This window comes from Microbispora rosea (assembly GCF_044460045.1).
GTDB lineage: Bacteria > Actinomycetota > Actinomycetes > Streptosporangiales > Streptosporangiaceae > Microbispora > Microbispora rosea.
Map to the genome: position 1 here is coordinate 400,230 of NZ_JBITJO010000002.1, position 22,722 is coordinate 422,951.

At 72.3% G+C, this 22,722-nt stretch carries 18 protein-coding genes; 9 read left to right on the forward strand and 9 right to left on the reverse strand.

The window, feature by feature from the left end:
• Positions 1–139: 139 nt before the first annotated feature.
• The 4 genes from ACIBK1_RS09225 to ACIBK1_RS09240 form a co-directional block, all read right to left on the reverse strand.
• Positions 140–892 carry a hypothetical protein gene (locus tag ACIBK1_RS09225; RefSeq protein WP_030505255.1) on the reverse strand — a complete coding sequence of 251 codons (753 nt, stop codon included), beginning with the start codon at positions 890–892 and terminating at the stop codon, positions 140–142.
• A 14-nt stretch (positions 893–906) separates the two neighbouring features.
• Positions 907–2,853 carry a copper resistance CopC/CopD family protein gene (locus ACIBK1_RS09230; RefSeq protein ID WP_396733630.1) on the reverse strand — a complete coding sequence of 649 codons (1,947 nt, stop codon included), beginning with the start codon at positions 2,851–2,853 and terminating at the stop codon, positions 907–909.
• 79 nt (positions 2,854–2,932) lie between these two features.
• Positions 2,933–4,405 (reverse strand): LVIVD repeat-containing protein, encoded by a 1,473-nt coding sequence (locus tag ACIBK1_RS09235; RefSeq protein WP_051761114.1) that lies wholly within the window; start codon positions 4,403–4,405, stop codon positions 2,933–2,935.
• Positions 4,406–4,690: 285 nt separating this feature from the next.
• Entirely contained in the window at positions 4,691–6,325 is a 1,635-nt protein-coding gene (locus ACIBK1_RS09240) for a phytoene desaturase family protein (RefSeq protein ID WP_396733633.1), read from the reverse strand.
• 135 nt (positions 6,326–6,460) lie between these two features.
• Between ACIBK1_RS09240 and ACIBK1_RS09245 the strand changes: the two genes are divergently transcribed.
• Genes ACIBK1_RS09245 through ACIBK1_RS09255 form a run of 3 tightly spaced genes read left to right on the forward strand, consistent with a single transcriptional unit; the run spans position 6,461 to position 10,594 of the window.
• Positions 6,461–7,363 carry a pseudouridine-5'-phosphate glycosidase gene (locus tag ACIBK1_RS09245; protein WP_076433715.1) on the forward strand — a complete coding sequence of 301 codons (903 nt, stop codon included), beginning with the start codon at positions 6,461–6,463 and terminating at the stop codon, positions 7,361–7,363.
• Positions 7,360–8,298 (forward strand): carbohydrate kinase family protein, encoded by a 939-nt coding sequence (locus tag ACIBK1_RS09250; protein ID WP_036404430.1) that lies wholly within the window; start codon positions 7,360–7,362, stop codon positions 8,296–8,298. The genes ACIBK1_RS09245 and ACIBK1_RS09250 overlap by 4 nt, the downstream gene beginning before the upstream one ends.
• Positions 8,299–8,335: 37 nt before the next feature.
• The gene (locus tag ACIBK1_RS09255) at positions 8,336–10,594 is read left to right on the forward strand and encodes a hypothetical protein (protein WP_396733636.1); all 2,259 of its coding nucleotides are present in this window, start codon (positions 8,336–8,338) and stop codon (positions 10,592–10,594) included.
• Here ACIBK1_RS09255 and ACIBK1_RS09260 read toward each other — a convergent pair.
• Both ACIBK1_RS09260 and ACIBK1_RS09265 read right to left on the reverse strand, forming a co-directional pair.
• Positions 10,578–11,021, reverse strand: a complete 444-nt coding sequence (locus ACIBK1_RS09260) for a GNAT family N-acetyltransferase (RefSeq protein WP_030505262.1) — start codon at positions 11,019–11,021, stop codon at positions 10,578–10,580. The genes ACIBK1_RS09255 and ACIBK1_RS09260 overlap by 17 nt on opposite strands.
• Before the next feature lie 56 nt (positions 11,022–11,077).
• Positions 11,078–11,962: a LysR family transcriptional regulator gene (locus ACIBK1_RS09265; protein WP_396733639.1), complete on the reverse strand. Its 885-nt coding sequence runs from the start codon at positions 11,960–11,962 to the stop codon at positions 11,078–11,080.
• Between the two features lie 93 nt (positions 11,963–12,055).
• On the opposite strand from ACIBK1_RS09265, the gene ACIBK1_RS09270 reads away from it, so the two are divergent.
• Positions 12,056–12,451 (forward strand): YybH family protein, encoded by a 396-nt coding sequence (locus ACIBK1_RS09270; protein WP_231513682.1) that lies wholly within the window; start codon positions 12,056–12,058, stop codon positions 12,449–12,451.
• 5 nt (positions 12,452–12,456) lie between these two features.
• Here ACIBK1_RS09270 and ACIBK1_RS09275 read toward each other — a convergent pair whose 3' ends face one another.
• Positions 12,457–13,836 carry a cation:dicarboxylate symporter family transporter gene (locus ACIBK1_RS09275; RefSeq protein ID WP_081903174.1) on the reverse strand — a complete coding sequence of 460 codons (1,380 nt, stop codon included), beginning with the start codon at positions 13,834–13,836 and terminating at the stop codon, positions 12,457–12,459.
• Positions 13,837–14,032: 196 nt separating this feature from the next.
• Here ACIBK1_RS09275 and ACIBK1_RS09280 point away from each other — a divergent pair, with 196 nt between their 5' ends.
• Positions 14,033–15,847 carry an ATP-binding protein gene (locus ACIBK1_RS09280; protein ID WP_396734466.1) on the forward strand — a complete coding sequence of 605 codons (1,815 nt, stop codon included), beginning with the start codon at positions 14,033–14,035 and terminating at the stop codon, positions 15,845–15,847.
• A complete protein-coding gene (locus ACIBK1_RS09285; RefSeq protein ID WP_030505267.1) occupies positions 15,844–16,515 on the forward strand; it encodes a response regulator in 672 nt (223 codons plus the stop codon). The genes ACIBK1_RS09280 and ACIBK1_RS09285 overlap by 4 nt, the downstream gene beginning before the upstream one ends.
• A 231-nt stretch (positions 16,516–16,746) precedes the next feature.
• Here the strand turns inward: ACIBK1_RS09285 and ACIBK1_RS09290 are convergent, their stop codons facing one another.
• Positions 16,747–17,589 carry an alpha/beta fold hydrolase gene (locus ACIBK1_RS09290; protein WP_197042367.1) on the reverse strand — a complete coding sequence of 281 codons (843 nt, stop codon included), beginning with the start codon at positions 17,587–17,589 and terminating at the stop codon, positions 16,747–16,749.
• An 86-nt stretch (positions 17,590–17,675) separates the two neighbouring features.
• On the opposite strand from ACIBK1_RS09290, the gene ACIBK1_RS09295 reads away from it, so the two are divergent.
• The gene (locus ACIBK1_RS09295; protein ID WP_036404433.1) at positions 17,676–18,389 is read left to right on the forward strand and encodes a TetR/AcrR family transcriptional regulator; all 714 of its coding nucleotides are present in this window, start codon (positions 17,676–17,678) and stop codon (positions 18,387–18,389) included.
• Between the two features lie 375 nt (positions 18,390–18,764).
• Here the strand turns inward: ACIBK1_RS09295 and ACIBK1_RS09300 are convergent, their stop codons facing one another.
• Complete coding sequence (locus tag ACIBK1_RS09300; protein WP_396733644.1) at positions 18,765–19,367, reverse strand: TetR/AcrR family transcriptional regulator; 603 nt, start codon at positions 19,365–19,367, stop codon at positions 18,765–18,767.
• Between the two features lie 86 nt (positions 19,368–19,453).
• On the opposite strand from ACIBK1_RS09300, the gene ACIBK1_RS09305 reads away from it, so the two are divergent.
• Together ACIBK1_RS09305 and ACIBK1_RS09310 are read left to right on the forward strand one after the other, a co-directional pair.
• Entirely contained in the window at positions 19,454–20,941 is a 1,488-nt protein-coding gene (locus ACIBK1_RS09305; RefSeq protein ID WP_396733647.1) for a carboxylesterase/lipase family protein, read from the forward strand.
• Positions 20,942–21,251: 310 nt separating this feature from the next.
• Entirely contained in the window at positions 21,252–22,535 is a 1,284-nt protein-coding gene (locus tag ACIBK1_RS09310) for a molybdopterin-dependent oxidoreductase (protein WP_396733650.1), read from the forward strand.
• The last annotated feature ends 187 nt before the right edge of the window (positions 22,536–22,722 follow it).

A 22,722-nucleotide genomic window follows, 5' to 3' on the forward strand; every position in this document is an offset into this window, starting at 1 on the left:
TCACCACGGGCGACCGGGTGCGCGGGACCGGCGCCCGTGGGGACGGGCGCCGCACCCGCCCGAAGTGCTCTGCCGCTCAACGTTCCTCCCATCGGCGGGACTTCCGCCGTTCTGTTCATCGGTGATCTGCCGGGACGCGCTAGCCGAGGCGGGCCAGCGTCGTCGTCATCAGGTCCTTGACCTTCTCCTCGGTGTCGGACCGCTCCCCCACCTTCTTGATCTGCGTGTAGCCGACGTAGAGGACCGCGTTCGCCTTCTGCACCACGACGGTGACCAGGTCGTCATAGGTGTCCGAGCCCAGGCCCGCCGGCGGGGTGTGCACGAGATGCTGGGCGAACCCCCGCCACCCGTCCAGTTCGAAGTGCCGGCTGCCGGTCGTGTAGCCGCCCACGATGGACGGCGGCCCGCCGAGGATGGTGAACGTCGCCGGGCACTTGGCCGACTCGGCCGTCACGGCGTTCATCGCGTTGCCGGCGAGCGTGGTGCTCTCGAAGACCACCGCGCCCTGGGTGACGACCGGGAGGGTCTGCGGCCCGACCTTCGGCGGGGCGACGATGAACCGGCCGGTCGGGTTGCCGCCCACCGGCTCGACCGCCGCTTCCACCGGAACCTGGACGTCGTCGGAACGCTGGACGTACGGGCAGGTGGGGATGCTGTTCGGCGGGGTGTAGATCGTGTGCGAGGCGTGGTCGTCGTCCTCGAACGCGATCGCGCCCTTTCCCAGGTCGGCGGCGCCGACGAAGCCGGAGCGGATGGTCTCCACCGTGTAGGGCGGCTTGGCCACCGGCTCGGGTGTCCCGGCGGAGCATCCCGCCAGGACACCGGCGGCGATCGCGCCGGCGGCGGCCAGGGCCACCCGCGGCGCGGGGGCCGTGCGGTCAGCGCCTCGCATGTGTCGACAGCCTCTCAATGTGCGGTGAACGGGACACGTACGCGTGTCTCGTCGAAGTCGGAAACGCGGATGTCCAGCCGCAACGACCACTCCCCGGGGTAGGGGACGGACATCGAGCCCGCCACGTAGTGGCCGGGTTCGGCCGCCGTCACCTTGACGGGCAGCGCAGGTACGGCGCGGTCCCGCGATTCGAGCGCACCGGAGATCTCGGGCACCGGGACCAGCCTGCCGTCCCGGCCGGTCAGGTAGATGTCGGCCGTGTTGCCGCCCGGTCTCGCCGGTTCGATCTTCACCTGGATCGAGCCGCCGCGCAGCCCGCCGTACGGGCCGGACGCGTTCACGGCGGCGGGGAACGGGACCGTGGTGTCCACCGGCGGCGCGTAGCTCGTGCGGGCGGGCGCCGTGTCGACCAGGACGGCGGTGATGGACACGACGACGACCCCGAGCACGACCTCGCCGGCGACCGAGCGGCGCAGCCTGCGCACCGCGGCGCCGAGGTCCCGGGGGGCACGCCCGGCGCGGTCGCGCCGCTGCACGAACCGCCGCGCTCCGGAGGCGAGCGCCAGCACGCCGAGCACGACGGCGAGCTTGCCGAGCAGCAACCTCCCGAAGCCGGTCGCGCCGAGTGCGCCCCACGTCCCCACCTGACGCCACGACAGGTACAGCCCGGTTACCGCGATCACCGTGAAGCAGAGCAGCGCGAGCCGGGAGAACCTGGGGAGCGCGGGCTCCAGGGAGAGCAGCGCGGGGTCCCGCCTGCCGGCTGGGGCGAGCACGCAGACCGCGAGCGTCACCAGGCCGCCCAGCCACAGCGCCATGGCGAGCAGGTGCAGGGTGGTCGCCGGGACGGCCAGCCAGATCTGCGCGCCGCTCTGCGCGTGGTCCGCCAGCGTCCAGGTCAGCGTCATGGCGATGGCGCCGACCACGGCTACCGCGGGCAGCACGGTCCTGCGGGCGACGCCGGCCGGCTCGGCACGCGTCGTCACCGGACGAGTCGTCTCGGGATCGGGCGGCACGGCAGGCGTCGTCTCGGAATCGGCGGGCACGGCAGGCGTCGTCTCGGCACGGGCCGTATCGGAATCGGCCGGCTCCGAGCCGGTGACGGGCGAGGGGCGGCCCACCGCGATCAGGAAGACCACGCCGAGGACGACCACGAGCACCAGCCGTGCCAGCAACGCGTGACCGAGCCGGGTGGACAGCGTCGCGCCCAGCAGGCCTGGGTCGAACACCGCGGTCAGCGGCCTGCCGTCGGCGTACGGTCCCTGGGCGAGCAGTACCACCGCGGTGCCGGCGGCCAGCACGGCGAAACCCGACCACACGACGCGCCGGCCGCGCCGGTCGTCGCGGCCCCCGGGCCAGAGCCCGGCCACGAACACCCCGCCGCCGAGGGCGAGGGCTACCCCGAGGTACGCCACGGCGCGGCCGACCGCCGCGAAGACGGGGACCACGGGGTCGGCGTCCTGCTCCACGGGGGCGGCCGTCGCGCTCGGATGGCCGACGCTGAAGCTGAACGCTCCCGACACCACGTGCGAGTCCACGGACGTCACCCGCCAGGACACGACGTAGGTTCCCTCGGCCAGGTCGCGGGGCAGGCTCGCCCGCGCAGTGTCCGCTTTCCCGTCCGCGTACTCCGCGGCGCCGATGGCCAGTTCCTTGCCGGTGGGGTCGAGCAACTGGATGGACCGGCGGCCCAGGCTCACCGCCTCGTCGAAGCGGAGCCGGACCTCGGCCGGGGGCGAGGACAGCACCTGGCCGTCGACCGGCGTGCTCTCCAGCAGGTAGGCGTGCGCGTACGCAGGACGGGCGGCCACACCGGGCAGGAGGCCCACGACCAGGCCGCCGGCCGCCAGGAACACGATCGCCACGAGCCGCGCGACCAGCCGGGCCCGGGGAGGCATCGCACAGGGCGCGGCGGCGGGCACGGCGGCGGTCGTCCCCCGCGTGACATGTCGGCGTCGCACCGTCACCCTTCCACTCCGTCAGGGCGGAGCCGGCCCGAGCGGGGAGCTCCCCGCCCCGGGCCGGCTCCGGCTCCGGCGGTTACTTGTCGCAGGAGTTCCAGCAGATCTTGTCGTCCGGCGCGCCCGCGAGCTTGCCGTCGAACCGCAGCACGTCGACGCCCCGGTTGTAGTCCGCGACGTAGACCAGGCCGTTGTGCCAATACGAGGCCGACGCCGAACCGGCGGTCACACCCGTGCCGGACGGAACGCGGAAGTAGCCGACCTGAGTGGGCTTGGTCGGGTCGGACACGTCGAGGAACCGGGTGCCCTGCCCATACCACGCGATCGCCACGATGTTGCCGTTGACGGTGAACCAGTGGGCGGAGCAGCTGCCGCTGGTGGCCGACCCCTCCTTGCCCCACGGCGACCAGTGGCTGACCAGGTCGAGCCGGAGCGGCTTCTCCGGCGTGGACTTCCAGCCCTCGCCGTCGTAGCTGCCCTTCAACGAAATAATCTTGAACTCGCCCGCCTGCGAGCAGGTGGTGATGTTCTCGTTGGTCACGTAGACCAGCTCGCCCTTGTCGAAGGAGCCGAGCTTCTCCGTGTTGTGGTACGCGTTGTGGTCGAAGTAGTCGAAGAATTCGGTGCCCTGCGGGTTGGTCGGCACGGCCGTGCCACCCGCGTACGGGACCGGGTCGTACGCCGTCGCCACCCGGTTGGTCTTCCGCACCGGGTCGTAGTGGTTGCCCTTGGTCCAGTAACCGCGGACGCCGCCCTCGCCGGAGACCCAGGCGACGCCGTTCTTGTCGACGTCGACACTGTGCACGTAGTCGGTGACGCCGTCGAACCGGCCGAGGTCGAGCGCCAGGTCCAGGGTCTTCGGGTGCTTGAGGTCACGGATGTCGGTCACCCGGACCGGCACGCCCTTCCACGACGGGTCCTGGCCCGGCGTACCGGTGTTGGCCGGTCCGACCGACCACAGGTAGGAGCAGTCGTTGATGCAGGTGGCCGTGTGTCCGGCCGGGATCGGCTGGAAGACGACGACCTTCGGCTTCCAGGGGTCTTTCACGTCGACGATGTAGACGCCCGACTGGCCGGTCGAGACGGTGCCGCCGAAGCCCCGCGGGTCCCTGCTGAGGAAGACCAGCTTGCGCTTCGGGTCGACGGTCATGTTCTCGCCTTCCCAGAACCTGTCCTGGGTGTCCCCCGGCTGACGGAGCTGGGCCGCCGTGACGGTGGAGACCAGCGCCGGGTGCTCGGGATCCTTCAGCGACCAGACGGCGAGGCCGCCGGTGCCGTTGGCGAACATGAAGTCGTAGCCGTACTTGTCGTAGCCGATGAAGTTGAGCCCTGAATAGCCGCTCACGCCTTTGACGTTGTCCACGAACGTGACGTTGCTCTTGACGGCGGTCGTCGGGACGTTGTGCACGTCATCCAGGATCGGTCCGCCGTGGGCGGAGTTGTCGGACGGGCCCGGAGGGGGCGGCGGGTCGGCGAACGCCGAGCCGGCTCCGGGGATCTGCAGCGCCGCCGCGGTTAACAGGGCGGCAGCGGCCGCTACGAGAGGCTTCACTCTCACAAACCCTCCTTGAGGGGCAGCGAAGCGGACGTAAGCCGCATCGCCGAAGATCGACAGCAAAATGACTTTAATCACTACGAGAGTGGATGTCAGTAGTCAAAGGTCTCAGAAAGGCATCTTTAGGGACTCAGAGAAATCGTGGTTTCAGGCGGACCGCATGGCGCCCTGGACGGCCCTCGCACGGACAACCGGCGCGCGCCCCGAGCCCGCACGGGTCAGGCGGCGGACGGGTCGCCGGAAAGCTCGACCGTGGCGAGCGTGCCGCCGCCGGGCGCGTTCTCAGGCGCTGCCGAGGACGGCCATGGCGGCGTTGTGACCGGGGATGCCGCTGACGCCGCCGCCGCGCCGGGCGCCCGCGCCGCACAGCAGCACCCGCTCGTGTGCCGTCTCGACGCCCCACTGAGCAGGCCGGGCACCGTGGCCGTCCTCCTCGCCGTACGGCCAGGACAGGTCGTGGTGGAAGATGTGGCCGCCGGGCAGGCCCGCGTCGCGCTCCAGGTCGAGCGGGGTCTTGGCCTCCAAGCAGGGCTCGCCCGAGGGCGCCCGCAGCAGGCAGTCCTCGATGGGCTCGGCGAGCACCGAGTCGATCGAGGCGAGCGTGCGGCCCAGCGCCTCCCGCTTGGCCGCCGGATCGGCGAACAGCCGCGCCGGCATGTGCAGGCCGAACAGCGTCATCGTGTGCGCCCCCGCCTCCCGCAGCTCCGGGCCGAGGATCGAGGGGTCGGTGAGCGAGTGGCAGTAGACCTCGGCGGGCGGCAGGTCCGGCACCTTCCCCGCGGCGGCCTGCGCGTACGCCGCGGCGAGCTGGTCGCGGGTCTCGTTGATGTGGAAGGTGCCGCTGAACGCCTCGGCGGGGTCCACGGCGGGGTCCCGCAGCCGGGGCAGCCGCGACAGCACCATGTTGATTTTGAGCTGGGCGCCCTCGGGCCGCTCGGGCGTCTCCCCGAGCAGCCGGGCGAGCACGGCGGGCGGCAGGTTGGCCAGCACCTTCCCCGCGGTCACCGCGTGCTCCGTGCCGTCGTCGAACGTGACCTCTCCCGTGTCCGGGTCGACGGCCAGCACCTCGGCGCCGGTGCGGATCTCGGCGCCGTGCCGCCGCGCGACCTCGGCGAGCTCGGCGGTCACCGCGCCCATGCCGCCGACAGGGACGTTCCAGTCGCCCGTGCCGTCGCCGATGACGTGGTAGAGGAAGCACCGGTTGGCCAGCAGGTCGGTGGCCGGGTCGGCGAAGGTGCCGATCAGCGCGTCGGTGAGGACGACCCCGCGCACGGTGTCGTCGGCGAACCGCTCGTCCACCACCTCGCCGACGGGCCGTTCGAACAGGTCGCGCCACGCCTCGTCGTCCCCCACGACCTCCCGCAGGTCCGTACGGGCACGCAGCGGTTCGAGCAGCGTCGGCGCGACCCTCCGGGCCACGTGGGCGGTCATCCCGTAGAACCGCTCCCAGGCCGCCAGGTCGTGCCGTCCCCCGGTCACCGCCTCGAAGGAGGCGGCGGTGCGCGCGGCGTCCTCGTTGTCCACGAGCAGGCCGGTGTCGCCGGCCGGGGTGTAGGAGGCGAAGCGGCGGCGGCGCAGGTCGAGACGCAGCCCGAGATCCTTCACGATCTTCGTGGGCAGCAGGCTGACCAGGTAGGAGTAGCGCGACAGCCGCGCGTCCACGCCGGGGAACGCGCGGGCCGACACGGCGAGGCCGCCCACGTGGCCGAGGCGTTCCAGGACCAGCACACTGCGCCCGGCCCGGGCGAGGTAGGCCGCGGCGACGAGGCCGTTGTGCCCGGCGCCGGCGATGACGACGTCGTAGTGCGAGCGTGGCATGGAGGCGTTCTCCCGGGTCGTACGTGGCTCGGTGTCGCGGGCGGGTGCGGGCCGGATGCGGGTCGTGGCGGCGGTCGTGGGAGGGTCTGGAGGGGTCACGGGAGGACGGCGACGGGTGGGCCTGGGCGGATGCCCGCAACTTATCGCAAGATCTCCCGCAATACCCGGGCAGAATATGCCGAAGCGGACAATCCTCCGCCGACGAAAGAACCCCAAGAGAGAAACAGGAGAGACATGCGCGTTTCCGATGAGGTCGCCGAGGCGCTGGCCACCGGCCGTCCGGTCGTCGCCCTGGAGTCCACCATCATCTCCCACGGGCTTCCCCAGCCCCGCAACCTCCAGGTCGCCCTCGAACTGGAGGACATCGTCCGGCAGGCGGGGGCCGTGCCGGCGACGGTGGCGGTGCTGGACGGCGTCCCCCGGGTGGGCCTGGACAAGGACGGGCTGGAGCGGATCGCGACCGAGCCGGGCCTGCGCAAGCTCGGCTTCCGCGACCTCTCCCCGGCCGCCGCGCTCGGGCTGAGCGGCGCCACGACCGTCTCCGGCACCTCGTTCCTGGCCGCCCGCGCGGGCGTGCGAGTGTTCGCCACCGGGGGTCTCGGCGGCGTCCACCGCGGCTGGACCACGGTGCAGGACGAGTCGGCCGACCTCGACACGCTCAGCCGCACGAGGATCACCGTCGTGTGCGCCGGGGTGAAGTCGATCCTCGACGTGCCCGCGACGCTCCAGCGGCTGGAGACCAAGCAGGTCACCGTCGTGGGCTACCGCACGGACGAGTTCCCCGGCTTCTACCTGCACAGCTCCGGCGAGCCGGTGGACTGGCGCGTCGAGACGCCGCAGGAGGCCGCCGGCGTCATGCGGGCCCAGGACGCGCTCGGCGGGCTGGACACGGCGCTGATCGTGGCGAACCCGGTTCCGGTGGATCTCCAGCTCGACCCGGACCTGCACGACCGGGTGCTCGCGGAGGGCCTGCGCGCCGCCGAGGAGCGCGGGGTCACCGGGCAGGCCATCACCCCGTTCCTGCTGGAGTACCTGGTCGAGGGCACGGGCGGCGCGTCGCTGGAGGCCAACCTCGCGGCCGTACGCGGCAACACCCGCCTGGCCGGGGAGATCGCGGCCGCCTGGGCGGCCGGGTGAGCGGTCTGCTGGTGATCGGCGACGTGGTCACCGACGTCGTCGCGCTGCACGACGGCCCCGCGGCCACCGGCACCGACACACCCGCCGACATCGCGCTGCGCCCGGGCGGCTCGGGGGCGAACACCGCCTGCTGGGCCGCCCGGCTCGGCGCGGACACCCGCCTGCTCGCGCGGGCCGGGTACGACACCGGCGAGTGGCACGCGGCCCAGCTGACCAAGGCCGGGGTCCGGCCGCACCTGCGGATCGACCCGGAACGGCCCTCGGCCGTCGTGATCGCGATGGTCGACTCCACCGGGGAGCGGTCCATGCTCACCAACCGCGGGGCGAGCGGCCACATCGGGGCCGGGGACTGGACGCCCGACCTGCTCGACGGGGTCGGGCACCTGCACCTGTCGGCGTACACGATGTTCGCCGAGCCGGGCCTGGAGCTCGCGCGGCTCGCCATGCGCGAGGCCGGCCGGCGCGGGATCCCCGTCAGCGTCGATCCGGCCTCCTGTGGGCCGCTGCGCGCGTTCGGGCCCGAGCGGTTCCTCCGCGAGAGCGCCCCGGCGAGCCTCGTGATCCCCAACCTGGAGGAGGCGCTGCTGCTCGCGGACGCCGCGGATCCGGAGGCGGCGGCCGGCACGCTCAGCGCCCACTACGGCACGGCGGTGGTCAAGCTGGGGGCCGGCGGTGCCCTGCTGGCCCGCGATGGCCGTATAGTCGCCAGAGCGGCCGCACCCCCGGCGGAGGTGGTCGACTCGACGGGCGCGGGAGACGCGTTCGCCGCCGGGTTCCTGGTCGCCTCGATGGCCGGGAGCACGCCCGAGGAAGCCCTGCGCAAGGGGTGTGAGGCGGGCGCGGCGGCGGTCGCGCAGGTCGGCGCCCGGCCGGATCCTGGGAACTTTACCCTATTGACACCAATTGCTGGTTTGCGGCGTAAGCTGCACCATTAGCAACATGCGTCACTCTCGGGAGGGTGCGGTCATACCGATGGACGCCGAGTCAACGATCTGCCTGAGCGACCTGGTCCCGGCCCTGCGCTGGAGCCGTCCTCAGCAGGTGGCCGAGCTGCTGGCCGACCCGCGCCTGCCCGGCGGCTGGTGGGCATCCGTCGGGATCGGCCACGCGATACGGGCGACCGGCGTTGACTGGATCTGCGAGCGGCTCGCCCGCCTGGCCGTGGGCCGCTGGGACCACCTGCCCCTCACCGACCTGCTTCCGGCGCTCCAGGTGCACACGGTGGACCCGGCCATGCCCGGCTGGCCCGATCCCGTACGCACGGTGGTCAACCACCTCGGCGGCTGGTACCGGCTGCGCCGCCTGACGCCCTGCGATCTCCAGGCCCCGGCCGCCCCCGCCTCGCCCGAGGTCCTCCTGACCACGGTGTTCCGGGAGGTGTTCGGCCGCCTGGAGGGCGAGCCGGCGTCCGGGCGGTCCGCGCAGGCGCTCGCCGGGGACGAGGCCGCGCCCCAGAGGCAGGCACAGACGCAGGCGCAGGTCCAGACGCAGGGACCTTCCGGTCCCGCCGGGGCGCCCCTCCCGCAGGCCGCACCCGGGACCTCCTCTCAGGCCTTCCCGCAGGTCGCCGGACCGGGGACGACGTCTCAGCCGTTCCCGCAGGCCGCACCCGGCACCTCCTCTCAAGCCTTCCCCCAGGTCGCCGCCCCGGGAACCACGTCTCAGCCGTTCGCCCGGCCGGCCGCGCCGGCGCCCGGTCAGGCCGCTGCCGCTCAGGCACCCGCCCAGACACCCTCGAGGCAGGGACACGGGCCGGCTCAGCAAGGCCCGGCTCAGCAGGGACCGGCTCAGCAGGGGCAGGCGCCCGCCGGGCCGGGGCAGGGCGCTCCGGCACCCGCCGCGCCGTCCCCCGCCATACCGTCCCCCGCCATGCCGTCGCCCGGCATGCCCGCGCCCGCGATGCCGGCGCCCGCGATGCCGGCGCCGACGGCGGGGCAGGCGCCGGCCGCGGGGCCGGTCAAGCCCTCCACCCAGCCCTTCGCCCGGCAGGCCGGAGCCTCGCTTCCGCAGCCCGCGGCCGCGCCCGCCCAGCCCGCCGCCGAGGTGGCACGGGAGCGGCAGCCGGCCGACCTCAGCGCGCACCCGATGGTCGCGGTCATCGAAGGCCTGTTCCGCGGCTGGGACCCGCTGGCCAGGGCCGTCGCGGCCGAGCGGCTGTTCGCCGCCGAGCCGGTGAGCCTGCGCACGCTGGCGCACAACCTCAACGTGGACCGCGAACTGCTCTCCCAGGCCCAGCGCGCGGCCGAGGAGCGGGTGCTGCTGTGGCTGCGCTCCCCCGACTCCGCGCCGCTCACCGGCCACCTGTTCGGGCTCACCGAATGGCTGGGCGCGGCGGCCACCCAGGAGCAGCTCATCGCGGCGGACCCGTCCCACCCCGTCGAGGTGCCGGCCCTCGGCACGCCGCTGTGGCGGGTGCTGGTGACGCTGATGCCGGACCGCCGCCTGCAGGACGGCTGGCTCGTGGTCGGCGACCTCCTGGGGCTGCGTGAGAAGACCCGCCAGCTGCTGGCGAACAAGCCGGCGGACGCCGACGTCGTGGAACTGCTCGGCCAGCTCGGCATCCGCGCCCACTCCGCCAAGGCGTGGCTGGACTCCATGCCGCAAGCCGGCTCCCCGTCCGAACACGGACCCCTGCCCACCCGGCACGGCCCCGACCAGACGGCGAGATCCGCGCCGCTGCCCCGCCGTACACCGGGTGCGAACGGGCACCACCACGGCCGCGGCGGGGTCCCGATCCCCTCGCAGGCCAACAACGGGCCCGACGCCGCCACCGCGCTCGCCGCGCTCAACGCGCTCACGAACGGCAACCTGAACGGAACCCCGAACGGCAACCCGAACGGGAATGTGGCCGGCAACCTGGGCGGCAATCTGAACGGGAACCTGGCGGGGGGCGTGCCCCGGCCGCATCTCGTGCCGAACCCCCGCCCGACCTCCAGCCCGGCCTCCGACCCGCGCCGCTGGCAGCGGATCGACGTCACCAGCGGCCATCTGCGCGGCGAGCCGGTGGCGGTCCCCGAGGGGTACGCCGCCCAGCTCGGCATGCGCCCGGGAACGCTGCTGTCGGTCACCGGCCCGGGGGACAACGCCGTCGTGCTGGTGTGGCGCGATCGTCAGCCGGTGTTCGACTCGCTCCAGCCGGTCCTGATGCGGCTGAACGCGCGGCCCGGCGACTCGGTCTACGTGACCGTGGACGGCTACCGCCTGGACGCCCAGCTCACATCTTCGGTCTGAGCATCTTGCGGTAGTAGGTGGCCGACACCTCGTAGCCGAGGGCGCCGTAGAACTCGGCGGCCCGCCGGGTCGCCAGCGCGACGTATCCGGCCTGCCGTGAGCGCGCCCACGTCTCGAACTCCTCCAGGAGGCGCCGCCCGATGCCGTGGCGGCGGTAGCCGCTCTCGATCATCGCCTCCTCCACCCACGCGACCCTGCCGTTGGCGAACAGCGTGAGGTGGGTGAAGCCCAGCAGGTAGCCGCGTACGGTCCCCTCGACGGTGGCGACGATGAGAAAGGCGTCCTCGTTCTCCAGGAGTTGCGGCAGCGCCGCGTCGAACGGCGCGCGCTCGGGCCGGAACGTCACCGCGAACTCGCGGGCGAGTGCGAAGATCTCGTCCGCGTCGGTCTTCTCGGCCCTCCGGAGCTGGAGATCACCAGACGTCATGAAATGGACTCTAGGAGTACCCAGGCACATACGTCCAATCCGGGGTGCGGCGGTTCTCAGGCTGGAGCCACAGCGAAGGATCGCCGGGCGTGCCGCACGAACTCGCGTACGGCCGGGCCCTGCCCGGCGCGCCACAGCAGCGCGAGCAGAGCGGGCGTCTCGACGTCCTCGATGGTGAGCGCGGCGAGCCGGTCCCGGTGGGCCGCGGCCATCGACTCGCTGAGGACGGCGACGCCGAGCCCGCGGGCCGCGAGGCCGGCGACGGCGTCGGCCGCCCCGGCCTGCAGCGCGATCACCGGCTGGAGGCCCCGGGCCGCGCAGGCCCGGTCGAAGACCGTGCGCAGGCCGGTGCCGTACGGCATGCAGACGATCGGGTGCGAGACGAGGTCGGTCAGGGTGACGCCGTCCCGTCCCGCGAGGGGGTGGTCCGGAGGGACGGCGGCGACGATCCGCTCGCTGATGACCGTCAGCGTCTCCAGGCCGTCCGGAGCGGCGGCGAGCCCGGCGAGGGCCAGGTCGAGGGCGCCGGAGCGCACCCCCTCGACGAGCCGGTCGGAGTTGTCCTCCAGCAGGGCGATCTCGACCCCCGGGTGGGCCCGGTGGAACGCGGCGAGGGCGTCGAACAGCGGCGTGACGGTGCAGCCGACGACCATCCCGACGGTGAGCCGGCCCCGGATGAGGCCGGTCACCTCGCCCACCGCCTGCCCCAGCGCCCCGGCCGCGGCGAGCGCGGCGCGGGCGTGCTCGAGCGCGGCCTTCCCCGCGACGGTAAGGGTGACGCTCCGCGCGGAGCGGTCGAACAGCTCCGTGCCGAGTTCGCGTTCGAGCTGCCGGATCTGGGCGCTGACGCCCGACTGGCTGATGTGCACCCGCTCGGCCGCGCGGGTGAAGTTGCGCTCCTCGGCGACCGCGACGAAATACTCCAGCTGACGCAGTTCCATAACCACTGATTCTAGCTCCCATCCGATCCATCTGTTGGACTTCTGGAAAGCGAATCGGCAGGCTGGAGGCCGTACGAGAGTTCGGGAGGACCGATGCCGGAACACGACATGCCGGAACACGAGATGCCGGAATACGAGAAGGCCATGCGGCCGGAGGACATCACCCGCCTGTTCGTCGAGCGGTCGAACGCGGGCGACGCCGCGGGAGTGGCGGCACTGTACGAGGAGAACGCCGTGCTGGCCTACCCGCCAGGCGGCGTGACGGTCGGCCGGGAGGCGATCCGCGCCCTCTGGGAGAAGGTGCTGGCGAACCGCCCCCGCTTCGAGCCGGAGGAGCCCCTCCCGACGCTGGTCAGCGGCGACATCGCGCTGACCTCGACCCCGCCGAAGGACGGCGCCGGCGCCCGGGCCCAGGTCGTACGGCGCCAGCCCGACGGAAGCTGGCTGCGGGTGCTCGACCAGCCGGAGTTCCAGCCGCCCGCCCGCTGATCCGGTTACTGAGCCGCCGGGGCGGCGGCGGGGGCGCGGTCCGCCTCGGGGGCCGGGGCGGCGCCCTCGTCGTCCACGAACGTCGCCTCGTCGAAGGGAAGCCGGCCGGCCAGCACCTCCTCGGCCCGGGAGCGGTCGAAGTCTCCCACCCACGTGCCGATCAGGACGGTGGCGACCGCGTTTCCGGCGAAGTTGGTCAGCGCCCGGGCCTCCGACATGAACCGGTCGATGCCCACGATCAGGCCGACGCCGTCCACGAGGGCGGGCCGGTGCGACTGGAGGCCCGCCGCCAGCGTGGCCAGCCCGGCGCCGGTGACACCCGCCGCCCCCTTGGACGCGATGATCATGAAGACCAGCAGGCCGATCTGCTCCCCGGCGGAGAGCGGGAAACCGGTCGCCCGCGCCACGAACAGCGTCGCCATGGTCAGGTAGATGGCGGTGCCGTCGAGGTTGAAGGAGTAGCCGGTCGGGACCGTGATGCCGGCGACCGCGCGGCTCACCCCCAGGTGCTCCATCTTGGCGATCAGGCGCGGCAGCGCCGACTCGGAGGAGGACGTGGACAGGATGAGCAGGAACTCCCGGGCGAGATAGCGCAGCAGCGACAGCAGGTTGATCCGCGCCCCCAGCCACAGCACCGCGCCGAGCACGACCCCCACGAAGAGCAGGCAGGTCAGGTAGAACCCGCCCATCAGCACGGCCAGGCTGCGCAGCGCGTCGAACCCGCCCGCGCCGACCACCGCGGCCATCGCGCCGAACGCGCCGACCGGGGCCGCCCACATGATCATCGCCAGGACGCGGAAGACGAGCCGCTGCAGGTGGCCGAGCCCCCGCAGGATGGGCGCCGCCCGCTCCCCCATCGCCTGCAGCGCGAAGCCGGTCAGCAGCGCGACCAGCAGGGTCTGGAGCACCTGGCCCTCGGTGAACGCCGAGACGAACGTCGCCGGGATGATGCCGAGCAGGAACGACGTCGTGTCGCTCTCGCCGCCCTTGGCCGCCTGCTCCTCGGCGGCCTTGCGCAGCTCGTCGGTCAGCTGGAGCCCCTCGCCGGGGTGCAGGACGTTGCCCACGAGCAGGCCGATGGCCAGCGCCACCGTGGACATCACGAGGAAGTAGCCGATGGCCAGCCCGCCCACCTTGCCGACCTTCGCGGCCTGGGCCACCGAGCCGACGCCGAGCACGATCGTGCAGAAGATGATCGGGCTGATCATCATCTTGATCAGGGCCACGAAGGCCGTGCCCAGCGGCTTCAACGCGACCCCGGCGTCCGGCGCCACCAGCCCCACGGCGATCCCGAGGAGGACCGCGACGATCACCGCCAGGTACAGATAATGGGTCCGGTCACGGGGTGCCGGGTTCAGTGGTGCCGGGTTCGGTGTGGTCGTCACGCGACCCTCCTCGTCCTCAAGCGGCCCGCGACGACGCGGGCGAAGATGCGATCTGGTCGGTGACTATGCGCGCGGTAGTGACCTGGGTCACTATTGCGTACATTTCGTTCACGGCGGTTTTCACCGGCGCGCCCCGCGGCCGTGAATCCGCGCACGACCCGCACCCGGAGCGAGGACGCTGAAAGCCGTGACGACGATGACCGCCAGGCTCGGACGCTGGAGCCTGGCCCGGCAGGTGCTCGTGCTGCAGATCCTGGTCGTCGGGATCACCGTGGCCGGCGCCACCCTCCTCGGTTTCCTGCGTACGCGCGAGCTCCTCGGCGACGAGGCCGCGAGGACGACGAGGGCGGTGGCGATCAGCGTGGCCGACGCGCCCACCGTGCTCGACGCGCTGGACGACTCCGATCCCTCGGCCGTGCTCCAGCCGTACGCGGAGCGGGTGCGCGCGGAGGCCGGGCTGGACTTCATCACGATCATGGACAGGGAGGGCCGCAGGTACACGCATCCCAACCCCAGGCAGATCGGCGGGCACTTCCTCGGCACCACGGCGCCGGCGCTGGCCGGGCGCACGTTCACCGAGACCTACACCGGCACGCTGGGGCCGTCCGTACGGGCCGTCACCCCCGTGCGGGACGCCGCCGGCCGGGTCCGGGCACTGGTCAGCGCCGGCATCACGGTGGCGAAGATCAGTGCCGAGGTGCGCGGGCAGATCGGCTCGGCCGTCCTCACCGGCCTGCTCGGCCTGGCGGCGGGCATCGCCGGCGCCTACCTGGTGGGCGCCCGCCTGCGCCGTCAGACGCACGGGCTGGGCCCGGCGGAGCTGAGCCGCATGTACGAGTACCACAACGCGATCCTGCACGCGGTGCGCGAGGGGCTGCTGCTCGTCGACCGGGACGGCCGGCTGACCCTCGCCAACGACGGCGCCCGCGAGCTGCTCGGCCTGCCCGGGGACGCGGAGGGGCGGCACGTGGGCGACCTCGGCCTGTCGCCCTCGCTGGCCGCGATGCTCGGCTCCGGGGAGAGCCGGTCGGACGAGATCCACCTGACCGGGGAGCGCGTACTGGTGGCGAGCGCCGCCGTGGTGCGTTCCGGCGCCCGCTCGCTCGGCACGGTGGTCACGCTCCGCGACCACACCGAGCTGCAGGCCCTCACCGGGCAGCTCGACGCCGAACGCGGCTTCGCCGAGTCGCTCCGCTCGGCCGCGCACGAGGCGGCCAACCGGCTGCACACGGTCGTCGCGCTCGTGGAGCTGGGCCGCGCCGACCAGGCGGTGGAGTTCGCCACCGCGGAGCTGCGGGCGGCCCAGCGGCTCACCGACCGCGTGGTGGGCGCGATCCGCGAACCCGTCCTCGCGGCGCTGCTGCTCGGCAAGAGCGCGGCGGCCGCCGAACGCGGAGTCGACCTCGTGATCAGCCCGGACAGCGAGCTCGGCGACGTCGCCCTCGACTCCCGCGACCTCGTGACCATCGTGGGCAACCTGATCGACAATGCGATCGACGCCGCCGTACAGGGCCCCCCGCCCGCCCGGGTCCGCGTCTGCCTGCGCGCCGAGGACGGCACGTTCCTGATCAGGGTCGCCGACAGCGGTCCCGGGATCGACCCCGGCGTCGTACGGGACGTGTTCCGGCGCGGCTGGTCCACGAAGGGGGACGGCCGGGGGCTCGGCCTCGCGATGGCGGGGCAGGCGGCCCGGCGCCTGGGCGGCGGCATCCAGGCGTGCGCCGGCGGTCAGCACCCCGATGGTCAAAGCCCGGGTGGTCAAGGCCCCCGTGGTCAAGACCCCAGTGGTCAAGACCCCGGTGGTCAAGACCCCGGTGGTCAAGGCCCCGGTGGTCAGGACATCGGTGGTCAAGGCCCCGGTGGTCAGGACATCGGTGATCAGGCCGCCGATGGTCGGGGGGCCGATGGTCGGGGGGCGGTTTTCACCGTGCGGCTCCCGCTGCCGCCCCGGGCGGCCACGCCCGCGGGCGCTTCCTGCGGCGGCCCGGCGCGCGCGGAGGTGCGGCCGTGATCTCGGTTCTGATCGTGGAGGACGAGGAGCTCACGGCCGAGGCGAACCGCCTGTACGTCGAGCGGGTGCCCGGCTTCCGGGTCGCCGGCGTGGCCAGGTCCGGCGGCGAGGCCGTCCGCGCGCTGCGCCGCGAGCCGGTGGATCTCGTGCTCCTCGACCTCTACCTGCCGGACATGCACGGGCTGGACGTCTGCCGGGCCATGCGGGCCGCGGGCCTCCCCTCCGACGTCATCGCCGTCACCTCCGCGCGGGATCTGTCGGTGGTCAGGTCGGCCGTCTCCGCCGGGGTCGTGCAGTATCTGCTGAAGCCCTTCACCTTCGCCCTGCTGCAGGAGAAACTCGAACGATACGCGGCGTTCCGGTCGTCGATCAGCGGGCCGGGCGAGGTCAGCGGCCAGGGCGAGGTGGACCGGGCGCTGTCCACCCTGCGCGGGACCGCCCGCCCCCACCTGCCGAAGGGGATGACGGCCGACACCCTGGAGGCCGTGGCGGGCGCGCTGCGGGACGCCGCCGACGGCCTGTCGGCCCAGGCCGTGGGCACGGCCGTGGGCGTGTCCCGGGTGACGGCCCGGCGCTACCTGGAACACCTCGTCGACACCGGCGTCGCGCGCCGGGTCCCGCGATACGGCGGCCCCGGCCGTCCGGAACTCCGCTACACCATCGCCTGACCGAGCCATTTACCCGCGGGCAGCCGGACGCCACCGTTGTCGTCGAAGAAGTACACCTCGGCGGCGGTGATCGCCCCGCCGGCCATCGATCGACCTTGAGTACCAGCGGCATTCCGTCCATCCCGGCCCCCACGACCTGTCCCATACCGACATCCACGGCGACGTGCCGGTGCTGGAGCGGCGAACGCCTCCCAGGTCGGTGCCGTTCGGCGTGCTGCGCCCGGTCCGCGGTCAGACGGCCGCGGCCTCGTCCCAGAAGGCGGCGAGGATCTCGTTCAGTCTTTCCGGCGCTTCCACATGGGGATAGTGGCCGGTGCCGGGGACCGATATGTGGCGCCCGCCGATCCGTTCGGCGGTGACCCGCGCGCACGCGACGAGGGGGACGCCACCGCGCTCACGATAGGGCTCGGGCCCGCTCTCCCAGGCGCCGGAGACGACCAGCTTGGGGAACCCGGCCGCCCGCAGGGCGGGGAGCGGCATGCCGGCCTCCCAGCACACGCGTTCACGCAGGACGGTGGCGGCCGCGCGCAGCCGCCGCTCGCTCGCCTCCAGCGGTGGCATGCCGGCCGAGTCGGCGGCCGCCCGCAGCCACTGCTCGGGTGTCAGCTCGGGGAGGTTCGCATAGGCGGCGCGGTTGGCGGCAAGCGCGGCGGCCACCGCCGGGTGGTCGGCCGCCGCCTGGTAGCAGCCGGGTTCGATGAGGGTGAGCGACCGCACCGCTTCCGGCCGGCGGGCCGCGGCGATCATGACCCCAACCGCGCCGTAAGAGTGGCCGACCAGATGTGCGCCCTCGCCGAGCAGTTCACCGATGTCGTCGGCATCTGCCAGGTAGTCGCCCGCGAACCGTTCTCCGGCATCAGGGCTGCCGCCGTACCCGCGCCGGTCGACGAGCAGCAGCCGGAAGCGGGCGGCCAGCGGGGCCTGCGCGGCGAACCCGCACTTCGGGTCGTCCCCCCAACTGGTGGAGCCGTGCACGAAGATCACCGGCGGTGCGCCGGTCTCCGCGCCCATCGCGGTCACGTGCACCTCGCCCGGCAGCGGCCCGTTCGCGCGGAACACGGGTACGCGGGTCATCGGCAGCTCCTTGAACGTCGTTTAACTCTCCTAAACGTTGTATAAGGGCGGTGAACGCCGATCGTCAACTCCGGTAGCGTTGGCTCGTGTCCTCAGATGTCCCGGATGGGTCCGTCTGGCTGCGCCAACAACGGCCTCCGCGCGACCGTCAGCTCACCCGTGACCAGATCGTCGACGCGGCCGTCGTGGTGCTCGACGCCGACGGGCACCGTGGGCTGTCGATGCGCCGCATCGCCGCCGATCTCGGGGTGACCGCCGGATCGCTGTACTGGTATGTGCGCACCAAGGACGACCTGCTGGAACTGGCGCTGGACCGGGTGCTGGGGGAAGTGCGCGCCGATCCGGACGAGCCGGATTGGCGGCGGGCACTGGCCGCGCTGGCCCGCAGCAACCGGGCGATGCTGCTGCGGCATCGATGGGCGTTGTCGGAGCTGACCGTCCGGCCGAACCTCGGGCCGAATGCTCTGGCGCTGGCCGAGACCGGCCTGCGGTTGCTGGCCCGGGCCGGGTTCGCCGACGCGGACCTCGACGTCGCGATGGCGGCGGTCAACGACCACGTGGTCGGCGCGGTCATCGCCGAGGTCGCCTGGCGGGACACGCTGGCGCGCATGAATGCGAGCGGTGCCGACTGGAGCGAACGGGCCGCCGGTTACCTGCGCGAGGTCACCGGGCGATACCCGCTGCTGGCCCGCCGGATGGCCGCCACCGGCGACCTCGATGTGGAACGCGAGAGCGAGCGGCGCTTCGAGTTCGCCCTGCGGTGCCTTCTGGACGGCCTGGCCGCCCGCCGCGCCGGCTGAGATCCTTCCGGCAGGAAGTCACGTCCCGACCCGTTGCGCAGTTCGAGGGTTGCTTCGTTCGCTCGCGCTGAAGGCGGCGCTGATGAAGTGGCCGGCCAGGGGCGCGCCCCTGACAGTGCGGGCCAGAGCGGGCATGTCCCCAGACATCAGCTTTGCGAGAAGTGATCAGGACTGCTCCGGCGCACGCAGCGTAAGGGGACCGCGAGCGAGGTTGTCTTGCCGCTGGTCTGCGGGACCATCAGCGCGAGGATGACATCCTCCCATCTGCCGCGTGCTCGAACAGCATCGTGATCAGCGGCAGGATCCCCGCGTGCGATCTCCACGGTGGCGTCCGGGACGTACCCCCGCGCGTTCCCCCGGAGGACCGCAGAGCGGTCAGGTCTTGCTGGCGAACAGTCGGTTGAGGTGCTGGTTGACGGCGGTCAGGGCCTCTTGGGGCTCGATCACGCTCAGTTCGATGAGCGGGGTCAAGCCGGTGAGTGTCAGGAGCAGGTCGGTCTCTATCGCCGGGTCGCGGTCGGGGCTGATGTGGCCGTCGGTGATCGCCTGGCGAACGATCTGCTCGATGAGGTCGCGGCCGTGAGCCAACCCGTCGCGTGCGCGTGTATGGATGTTGGGGTTGTGCAGTGCCTCCAGGACGTAGGCGGCGCTCATCCGGCTCGTCGCGCGTGCGTCGGGATGTAGAGGGAGCATCTCCGTAAGCATCACTCGGAGCATGTCACGGGGGTGTGGTGGGTTGCCGAGTTCTCTGACGCCTTTGGCGACGCGTAGTGATGTCTGTTCGGACGCGAAGTCCATGGCGAAGACCAACATCTCTTCTCGGGTGGCGAAGTAGTGCTGCACCGCACCGTGGGAGATGCCTGCTTCCTGGGCTACTTCGCGGACGCTCGCGTGCGCGATGCCGCGTTGTTCCACTACGCGCCACAGCGCTCGGGCGATCGTCTCGCGGCGTTCGCGGTGATCCACCTGCTTGGGCATCGTCGGCCTCCCCTTTCTCAATACAGTTGACATATTACATCTGACCGATAAAAGCTGGGAGTCCGTTCGTGGAGGAAGGGTGTGGCATGTCCGAACAACCAAGAGCACGGACTGCGGAGGGCCTCGTCGAAGGGTGCCGGCGGGGAGAGTATGTGGTGTTCCGTGGCATCCCCTATGCTCAGCCGCCCGTCGGGCCGCTACGCTTCCAGGCGCCTGCGCCGGTCGAGGGGTGGGACGGAACGAGGCAGGCGACCACGTTCGGCCCCGTGGTTCCGCAGGCGGGACCGACGGCCGAGAGCTCGGTCGGGAACGACTGGCTCACGCTCAACGTCAGCACCCCGGCCCTGGGGACGGCCGGACTGCCCGTGCTGGTCTGGATCCACGGTGGTGCCTACATCGCGGGGGCCTCCAGCGATCCGATGTACGACCCTGCGGCCCTGACCAGCGCGGGCCTGGTCGTGGTGAGCATCAACTACCGGCTGGCAGCCGAGGGTTTCGCTCTTGTCGAGGGCGCCCCGGCCAATCGCGGGTTTCTCGACCAGATCGCGGCGTTGGAATGGGTACAGCGCAACATCGCCGCATTCGGCGGAGACCCCGACCGGGTTACGGTAGCGGGACAGTCCGCCGGGGCAGGGTCGATCGCGGCCCTGCTGACGATGAAGCGGGCGGAGGGGTTGTTCCGCAGGGCCATCGTGCACTCGGTGCCGGGAACGCTGTGCACCCGCGCGCTGGCGGAAGAAGTCGCCGCCGCGCTCGCGGGCCGGGTCGGCGCGGCACCTGACGCTGAAGCCCTGTCCGGCATCGACCCCTTGCGCCTGGCCGACGAGCTCACCGCCCTTGGTGTCGACCTTCCCGGCCATCACAAGAGTTGGGGTCGGCTCTCGCAGATCGGTGTCGCAGTGTGCCCGGTCCTCGACGGCGTGGTGCTCACCGAAACGCCTTGGAGGGCGCTGGCCGGCGGCCGTACAGGCGCAATCGAGCTCCTCGTCGGCCATACCCGCGATGAATTCCGGCTGTTCAGCGTCATGATGGGGCGGCTGGGCACCTTTGATGAGGACGAGGCCCGTACGGCCCTGGATCTGTTCGCCCCGGCACCAGACGGCGCAGACACCTACCGTGCCGCCTACCCACAGGCCACCCCTGAAGAACTGCTCGAACTGGTGTACTCCGATGCCCTCTTCCGGATGCCCTCACTGCAGCTGGCCCAGGCGAACCAAGCGGCTGGAGGCACGTCGTTTCTCTTCGAGCTGCAGCTGGCGGCTCCGGCGGCCGGCGGAGTCCTGGGCGCCTGCCACAGCCTCGACGTTCCCCTGGCGTTCGGCACGTTGGACAGCCCCGCCGGCCGGCACCTCTTCGGCGACCGGGCAACGCCAGAGGTTTCGGCGGTATCCCGGGAACTGCAGCGGAGCTGGGTCCGCTTCGTCGCGGCCGGCAACCCCGGGTGGCCCGCCTACCGGCCCGAGCGACAGCTGACTCGCGTCCTGGATATCGAGTCGAAGACCTTGCCTTACCCAGAAGAGGCCTCTCGCCGGATCTGGGAGCGACACGACCCGGCCCCCTTTGACCTCACGTAGCTTGGGGGTCGGTTTTCCCGTGTTGCCGACAGAAAGAACCGGCGAGAAGGCCATCCGCTCTTCGTTCACGAAATCGTCAACTCTAGGACGGCGCGACGTACCGCGCCTCCTCGCAGCCGGTGAAGTGCGTTTCAGCAGGTAGGGCCGCGTCGGTGAGCAGGATCGCGGTCGGCTCCGCCGCGGACGCACTCGCCTCGCCGGTCTGCGGTGTCCGTGCCGGCGGGGCCGTGTGTCGTACCGGCGCCGGCCGATCCCCCGCCTTTCGAGAACGTGCCCCGGAAATGGGCAGGTACAGGTCGGGGTGAGGACCATGGGAGATCGTCGCGGGCAAGATCGGTCCGGAAGCGGGGAGACGGGGTGCTCCCGCCGCAGGTTCCTCGCCTACTCGGCGGCGGGTCCGCTGACCCTCGCCGGCGTACGGCAGGCGCCGCCGCGGCGGACCGGCCTCGGATCCGCCCGGCAGGACTTCGTCGTGCAGGAGACCCCGTCCCGCTACTTCTCCCACCGGGGAAACGGCTCGGAGGAGATGAAATGGGGCCCGGTCAGCGGATATGGAGACCTGATCCCCAACGATCGGTTCTACATCCACAACCGGGCCCGCCCGCCGCACATCGACCGTTCGTCGTGGCGTCTGGAGATCACCGGTGACGCGGTCTCCCGTCCCAGGTCGTTCTCGTACGCCGACCTGCTCGCGCTGCCCCAGGTCACCGTGCGCCGCACCCTCGACTGCGGCGCGAACTGCTCTGCCTTCTTCCCCGAGCTCCCGCCTTCCGGCGACGGCCGGTGGCTTCCCACCGGCTACACCCAGTGGCACTTCGGCGCGGTCGGCGCCGCCGAGTGGACCGGGGTGCGGGTCAGGGACGTGCTCGCGGAGGCCGGGCTCGGCCACGCCGTCGACGTACGGTTCACCGGCCTGGACGAGATCGCCATCCCGGACGGGATCGTGCACTACTCGGAGGTCGTCGCGGCGGACAAGGCCCTGCGCAACGACAGCCTGCTGGTGCACCACATGAACGGGGCCGACCTGCCCGTCGACCACGGCTACCCGCTGCGCGCCCTCATGTCCGGGTGGGGCGCCAACACGGCCGTGAAGTGGCTCGGCACGATCGAGGCGTCCGTACGGCGTCTGCCCGCGCAGGGCCTGCAGCGGAACCAGGTGCTGGTCGGCCCGGCCTATCCCACCCCCGTCCGGCCGACCGTCGGCCGGGTCCGCAGCGCCCTCGAACTCGACGAGGGCGTCACGCTCCCGCCGGGCGACCACACGCTGCACGGCCGGGCCTGGTCCGGCGCCGGGACGATCGACCGCGTCGACGTCACGATCGAGCGAATGATCGCCCCCGAGCGCTGGGTGGCGGAGATGCCCTGGCGCAGGGCGAGGCTCCTCGCCCCGCCCGAGCCGCTGATCTGGGTGCGGTTCGAGGTGCCGTGGCGAGCGGCGCGGCCGGGGCGATACCGCGTGATGTCACGCGCTCGCGACAAGGAGGGCAACGTCCAGCCCCGGCCCGAGGACGTCCCCTGGAATCAGCACGCCCTCGGCTACGACGGCCACGCCCCGCTCTACCTCACCGTCCTCCCACCCCGGACCATGCCATAGCGGTCTTCACCGCACGGATCACACTCAAGACAGCAATACCCAAAGTGAGATCAAATCGTGCCGGTATCGCATTCAACTCATATCCAGTCGGCTCGCCCGTATCACTATGTTTTCCTGTCTCGGGGCTCGCAATCGGACTTACGGACAGGGCAGGATGACGAAAATTATCCCGAGGAGACGGGCAATC

What these genes read in the sequence shown, in the direction of transcription:
- ACIBK1_RS09225 (WP_030505255.1), bottom strand. Translation starts at nt 892, where the DNA reads ATGCGAGGCGCTGACCGCACGGCCCCCGCGCCGCGGGTGGCCCTGGCC.
- ACIBK1_RS09245 (WP_076433715.1), top strand. Translation starts at nt 6,461, where the DNA reads ATGCGCGTTTCCGATGAGGTCGCCGAGGCGCTGGCCACCGGCCGTCCG.
- ACIBK1_RS09255 (WP_396733636.1), top strand. Translation starts at nt 8,336, where the DNA reads ATGGACGCCGAGTCAACGATCTGCCTGAGCGACCTGGTCCCGGCCCTG.
- ACIBK1_RS09260 (WP_030505262.1), bottom strand. Translation starts at nt 11,021, where the DNA reads ATGACGTCTGGTGATCTCCAGCTCCGGAGGGCCGAGAAGACCGACGCG.
- ACIBK1_RS09265 (WP_396733639.1), bottom strand. Translation starts at nt 11,962, where the DNA reads ATGGAACTGCGTCAGCTGGAGTATTTCGTCGCGGTCGCCGAGGAGCGC.
- ACIBK1_RS09270 (WP_231513682.1), top strand. Translation starts at nt 12,056, where the DNA reads ATGCCGGAACACGACATGCCGGAACACGAGATGCCGGAATACGAGAAG.
- ACIBK1_RS09280 (WP_396734466.1), top strand. Translation starts at nt 14,033, where the DNA reads ATGACCGCCAGGCTCGGACGCTGGAGCCTGGCCCGGCAGGTGCTCGTG.
- ACIBK1_RS09290 (WP_197042367.1), bottom strand. Translation starts at nt 17,589, where the DNA reads ATGACCCGCGTACCCGTGTTCCGCGCGAACGGGCCGCTGCCGGGCGAG.
- ACIBK1_RS09300 (WP_396733644.1), bottom strand. Translation starts at nt 19,367, where the DNA reads ATGCCCAAGCAGGTGGATCACCGCGAACGCCGCGAGACGATCGCCCGA.
- ACIBK1_RS09305 (WP_396733647.1), top strand. Translation starts at nt 19,454, where the DNA reads ATGTCCGAACAACCAAGAGCACGGACTGCGGAGGGCCTCGTCGAAGGG.
- ACIBK1_RS09310 (WP_396733650.1), top strand. Translation starts at nt 21,252, where the DNA reads ATGGGAGATCGTCGCGGGCAAGATCGGTCCGGAAGCGGGGAGACGGGG.